General features: G+C 73.8%; 5 protein-coding genes and 1 pseudogene. All 6 read left to right on the top strand.

The genetic code is table 11. The features are described 5' to 3' along the window. Positions 1–263: pseudogene (locus Q0L15_RS11515) on the top strand (glucosyl-3-phosphoglycerate synthase); the annotation flags it as partial. Beyond that, positions 260–1,123, top strand: a complete 864-nt coding sequence (gene folP, locus Q0L15_RS11520; protein WP_296604486.1) for a dihydropteroate synthase — start codon at positions 260–262, stop codon at positions 1,121–1,123. The pseudogene Q0L15_RS11515 and the gene folP, both read left to right, overlap by 4 nt. Then, positions 1,120–1,620 (top strand): hypothetical protein, encoded by a 501-nt coding sequence (locus Q0L15_RS11525; RefSeq protein WP_296604489.1) that lies wholly within the window; start codon positions 1,120–1,122, stop codon positions 1,618–1,620. Before folP ends, Q0L15_RS11525 begins: the two co-directional genes overlap by 4 nt. Then, positions 1,617–2,291, top strand: a complete 675-nt coding sequence (locus Q0L15_RS11530; RefSeq protein ID WP_296604490.1) for a dihydrofolate reductase family protein — start codon at positions 1,617–1,619, stop codon at positions 2,289–2,291. The genes Q0L15_RS11525 and Q0L15_RS11530 overlap by 4 nt, the downstream gene beginning before the upstream one ends. Positions 2,292–2,364: 73 nt before the next feature. Next, positions 2,365–4,992 carry a M12 family metallo-peptidase gene (locus Q0L15_RS11535; RefSeq protein WP_296604492.1) on the top strand — a complete coding sequence of 876 codons (2,628 nt, stop codon included), beginning with the start codon at positions 2,365–2,367 and terminating at the stop codon, positions 4,990–4,992. A 67-nt stretch (positions 4,993–5,059) separates the two neighbouring features. Next, the coding region (locus tag Q0L15_RS11540) for an LLM class flavin-dependent oxidoreductase (protein ID WP_296604493.1) at positions 5,060–5,577 on the top strand (518 nt) is incomplete at its 3' end.

The raw sequence follows: 5,577 nt of genomic DNA on the forward strand, positions 1-5,577 counted from the left end.
TACGCCGGAGCCTGTTCGAGCAGCTCAGCGTGCCGACCGGGTACGCCGTGGAGCTGGCCGCCCTCGTCGACACCGTGCGCCGCCACGGACTCGACGCGATCGCCCAGGTCGACCTCGGCACCCGCGCCCACCGGCACCAGTCGCTGCGCGACCTGTCCGGCATGTCGGCGCAGATCCTGGCCGCCGCGCTCGCCCGGGTCGGCACCGACGTGGCGCCCGGCACGGCCGCCGACGAGCGGCCGCCGGCGGTGAGCGTCGCGTGACGCTGCAGCTGGGCCGCCACGCGTTCTCCGACGAGGCCACCTTGATGATGGCGATCGTCAACCGCACCCCCGACTCGTTCTACGACAAGGGCGCCACCTGGGCCGAGGACAAGGCGTTCGAGCGGGTCTCCCTGGTCGTCGAGCAGGGCGCCGAGATCGTCGACATCGGCGGCATCAAGGCCGCGCCGGGCGTCGAGATCGACGCGGCCGAGGAGAAGGCGCGCGTCGTCGACTTCGTGGCCCGCGTGCGTGAGGCCTTCCCCGGCCTGGTGATCTCCGTCGACACCTGGCGCGCCGAGGTCGGCCGGGCGGTCTGCGCCGCCGGCGCCGACGTCCTCAACGACGCCTGGGGCGGCGCCGACCCCGAGCTCGTCGACGCCGCCGCCGAGGCCGGCGCCGCGATCGTCTGCACCCACACCGGCGGCGTCACCCCGCGCACCCGCCCCTATCGCCTCGAGTACGACGACGTGGTCGCCGCCGCGATCCACGACACCGTCGCCTACGCCGAGCGCGCGATCGCCGCCGGCGTCGACCCGGCCTCGGTGGTGATCGACCCGGCGCACGACTTCGGCAAGAACACCTTCCACTCCCTCGAGGTCACCCGGCGGCTCGGCGAGATGGTCGCCACCGGCTATCCCGTGCTCGTGTCGCTGTCCAACAAGGACTTCGTCGGCGAGAGCCTCGACGTCCCGGTGGGGGAGCGGCTCACCGGCACCCTGGCCGCCACCGCGGTCTGTGCGCTCGCCGGCGCCCGCATCTACCGGGTGCACGAGGTCGTCGAGACCCGCCAGACCGTCGACATGATCGAGACGATCGCCGGCCGGCGGCTACCGAAGCGCGCGATCCGGGGGCTGCAATGAGAGTCGTGCTGGTGCCGGGGGTCCTCGCGCTGCTGCCGGAGTACGCCGGCCTCGACGACCCGGTCGCCGAGCTGCGGGCCGCGTGCCTGGAGGCGGTGCGGTGGCTGGGCGACGGCCCGGTGATCCTCGCCGATCCGCAGGGGGAGCGGGTGGCTCGGGCGCTCGTCGACGCTGCGGGGGTCTCGACGAGCTCGACCACCGGCGACCGCTCGACCACCGGCGCGTCGGCGTACCTCGTCATCGGCAACGGCAGCGCCAAGCGCACCGAGAAGGCGCCGGGGCACCTCGACGAGCGCGCGCACCCGTTCGACGAGGGGTTGGGCGCGTCGCTGCGGGCCGGTCGACCCGAGGTCGACGCCGCGCTCGCCGAGCAGCTGTGGGCGAGCGTCGAGGGCATCGGGCGGATGGCCGAGCTCGGAGAGCTGGGAGAGGCCCGGGTGGACTACGACGACGACCCCTACGGGGTGCAGTACTGGGTGATGAGGTGGGAACGATGAGGGTCCTGGTCGGCCCCGACACCGACGACCTGGCCGAGCTCTACGCCGTCCCGCGCACGCCCTGGCTGCGCGTCAACATGGTCGCCACCGTCGACGGCGCGGCCACCGGCGAGACCGGCACCAGCGGGTCGATCAACAACGCCGTCGACCACCAGGTCTTCCACCAGCTGCGGGCGATGGCCGACGCGATCGTCGTCGGCGCCGGCACCGCGCGGGCGGAGGCCTACGGCCCGGCCGGTACGCCGCTGGTGCTGGTCAGCCGGCGCGGCGACGTGCCCGAGGGGCTGCGCGACGCGCCCCGCGGATCGGTGCTGCTCGCGACCTGCAGCGCGGCCGAGGGCCTCGACGCCGCCCGCGACCTGCTCGGTCCCGAGCAGGTGCTGGTGCTCGGCTCGCACCGCGTCGACCTGCCGCTGCTCAAGCAGGTGCTCGCCGACCGCGGCTGGGGCCACGTGCTCTGCGAGGGCGGTCCGCACCTGCTGCGCGACCTGCTGGCCTCGGGGGTGGCCGACGAGCTGTGCACGACGGTCGTCCCGCGCCTGGTGGCCGGGGAGCACCCCCGCATCACGCAGGGCCCGCCCGTCGACGTACCCCTCCGGCTGCACCTGCTGCTCGAGGCCGAGGGCACGCTGCTCGGACGATGGCTGACCGCTAGCCCGATGGGGCAGTAGGCACCGTCGGAGCGGACCTCTAGGCTGCGAGCACCGCGCCCGACCACGGGCGCGGGTTCGAGAGGGAGACTCCATGCCGCGACCGATCCGGTCCGTTGCCGCGCTCTTCGTCCTGGCCCTGGCCGCCTCCGTGCTGCCGCTCGCCTGGTCGTCGGCCGACGCCGCCCCCGACTCCGCCGACGCGCGGGGGCTCGACCGGGCGATCTACCGGCCGGTGCGCGACTTCAGGCCCACCGGCCCCCAGGTCCGCGTGCACCCCTCGTCCTACGCCGCCGTGCGCGTCGACACCGCCCAGGTGCGCGCCGCCCTGCGCGGCGCCCCGCGCGCCGGCGCGAGCGACTCGACCGTCTTCTCGGTGCCGACCCCGTCGGGCGGCGTCGAGCGCTTCGCGGTCCAGCGCACCCAGCTGATGCAGCCGGCCCTCGCGGCCGCCCACCCCGAGATCAGCACGTGGGCCGGCCGCTCGCTCGACCACCGCGGCACCACCATCGCCCTCGACGTGACCCCGATGGGCTTCCACGCCTCGGTCCGCACCGGCGGCCAGTCGGCGTGGTACGTCGACCCCGCCTACAACCGCCGTGGCGACGCCGCGGTCCACCTCAGCTACTACGGCGGCAGCCTGCCGCGCGAGACCGAGCGGGTCGCCGAGCGCGAGCTCCCCGAGGTCCAGCGCGCGGACGCCCGGCGTTCGTCCCAGCGCTCCGCCGCGCGCTCGCAGGCCGGCGGCGAGGCCGTGCAGCAGCGGGTCTACCGGCTCGCGCTGGTCACGGACCCGTCGTACGCCGCCTACTTCGGCAGCGCCAACGTGACCGCCGAGAAGGTCACGCTGATGAACCGCGTCAACCAGATCTACAACGACGACCTCGCGATCAACCTCGTGCTGGTCGACGGCACCGACGACCTCAATCTCGACACCGTCGAGAAGGCCTCCGGGCCCGACGGCCCGTGCGGCGCCCATCCCTGCTTCGACCCGGGCGTCGGCGACCCCGACTCGCCCGACAACGTGCCCGGCCAGCTCGACTACTGCGACGTCCCGGGCCTGGTCCGCAACCAGGTCGTGCTCGGCCAGATCATCGGTGCCAGCAACTACGACATCGGTCACCTGATGCTCGGCGTCAACGGGGGCGGCATCGCCGGCCTCGGCGTCGTCGGCAGCATCGAGAAGGGCCTGGGCTGCACCGGCCTGCCCGACCCGACCGGCGACTTCATGGCCATCGACTACGTCGCCCACGAGATGGGCCACCAGTTCGGGGGCAACCACACGTTCAACGGCGTCCAGAACGCCTGCTCGGGCGGCAACCGCAACTCCGGCACCTCCGTCGAGCCCGGCTCGGGCTCCTCGGTGATGGCCTACGCCGGCATCTGCCTGCAGGACGACCTGCAGCCGCACACCGACCCCTACTTCTCCCAGCGCACGCTCGACGAGGTCGCGGCCTACACCAGCGGCACGGCCCAGGCGCCGGTCGAGGTGCAGAACGTCTCGCTGACCGGCTTCGACACCGACGGCGAGTCGATCCGCATCGCCTACCCCGGCGGCGGTGCGCCGGTCACGCTGACCCGCGGCTCGACGTACGACGCGGCCCACATCGAGGCCGCCGTCGAGGAGCTCACCGGTGCGAACGTCACCGTCGTCGGCTGGGGCTACGACCCCTACTCCGGCGGGGAGACCTACCCGGCGCCGGTCACCGAGCCCGACGACACCGGCTTCCAGGTGATCTTCGCCGGCGACACCGACCCCTACACCGAGGACAGCGACCGCGACGACATGGACGCGCTGGCGGTGTCGTCCACCGACGCGGGCGTCTCGGCCCACGTCGGCGAGACCGCTCAGGGTGGCGAGCCCGGCAACCACGGGTTCCGGATCAACCCGACCGACAACCACAACCCCGTGGTCACGGCGCCGCGGACGCGGACGATCCCGACCCGCACGCCGTTCACGCTCACCGGCTCCGGCACCGACCCCGACGGCGACCCGCTGGTCTACCTCTGGGAGCAGAACGACGACGCCGGGGGCCACGGCGGCACCGCGCTGGTCAGCAACCGCAAGCCGTGGGGCCCGCTGTTCCGGGTGTTCGGCACCTGGGCGAACGTCAGCGACGACGCCACGCTGCAGTACCACTCGCCCGGCGAGAACATCGCCACCGGCAGCCCGACCCGCACGTTCCCCGACCTCGCGCAGATCATGGCCGGCAACACCAACGCCCGCACCGGCACGTGCGGACCTGTCCCGGCCCTGCCCGACAACCTCGACGACTACAAGCCGGTCGCCAAGCGCCCGCGCAACTGCTACTCCGAGTTCCTGCCCACCTCCGCCTACCGCGAGCCGATGCACTTCCGGCTGACCGCCCGCGACCAGCAGCCCGGCGGCGGGGGCGTCGGGTACGACGAGGTCACGATCAAGGTCGCCCGCCACGCCGGCCCGTTCCTGGTCTCCTCGTTCCGCAAGGGCGGGCTGGTCGAGGGCGGCTCGCGCAAGGTCGTGCGGTGGGAGGTCAACGGCACCCGCTGGATGGCGCCCCGGGTCCGGCTCGTGCTCTCGACCGACCACGGCCGCACCTGGTCCCACGTCCTCGCCACCACCGCCAACGACGGCCGGGCGAAGGTCCGGTTCCCGAGGACCACCGGTCGGGCCTGGCTGAAGATCGAGGCGGTCGACAACTACTTCTTCGACATCAGCGACCACTCCTTCCGCATCCGCTAGGGTCGTCCGCCTCTCGCACCGGTAGACGCCACCCTCAGGCGGACGACTCGAAGAAGGTGGGGTCCTGATGGACGTCGGGATGACGCTGCCGGTGATGGAGCCCGACCTGTGGGCGGCCGACGACACGCTGGAGGTCTGGGCGCGGGCGATCGACGAAGGCCCCTACTCCTCGGTGTGCTTCGGGGAGCGGATGGCCTTCGACAACCCCGACGCCCTCACGCTCCTCGGGGCGGTCGCGGCCTGGACGTCGCGGGTGCGCGTCGTGACGACCGTGGTGGTCCCGCAGCTGCACGCGCCGGTCCCGCTCGCCAAGGCGCTCGCCACCGGCGACCGCCTCTCCGGCGGCCGGCTGACCGTCGGCCTCGGGGTCGGCGGGCGCGAGGAGGACTACCGGGCCGCCGACGCCGACTGGTCGACGCACACCATGGCGGCGATGGCCGACCGGGTCGCCACGATCCGGCGGGTCTGGGCCGGTGAGCGGGTCGTCGACGCCGTACGCCCGGTCGGTCCGCCACCCCTCCAGCACGGCGGTCCCGAGCTGCTCGTCGGCACCCTCGGCCCGCGCACGATCCGCAGCGCCGCCGC

This window comes from Nocardioides sp. (genome assembly GCF_024509035.1).
In the GTDB taxonomy this organism is placed as follows: Bacteria; Actinomycetota; Actinomycetes; order Propionibacteriales; family Nocardioidaceae; genus Nocardioides.

Excerpts from the sequence above, each read along its gene's own strand:
- Q0L15_RS11525 (WP_296604489.1), top strand. The coding sequence starts at position 1,120 with ATGAGAGTCGTGCTGGTGCCGGGGGTCCTCGCGCTGCTGCCGGAGTAC.
- Q0L15_RS11530 (WP_296604490.1), top strand. The coding sequence starts at position 1,617 with ATGAGGGTCCTGGTCGGCCCCGACACCGACGACCTGGCCGAGCTCTAC.
- Q0L15_RS11535 (WP_296604492.1), top strand. The coding sequence starts at position 2,365 with ATGCCGCGACCGATCCGGTCCGTTGCCGCGCTCTTCGTCCTGGCCCTG.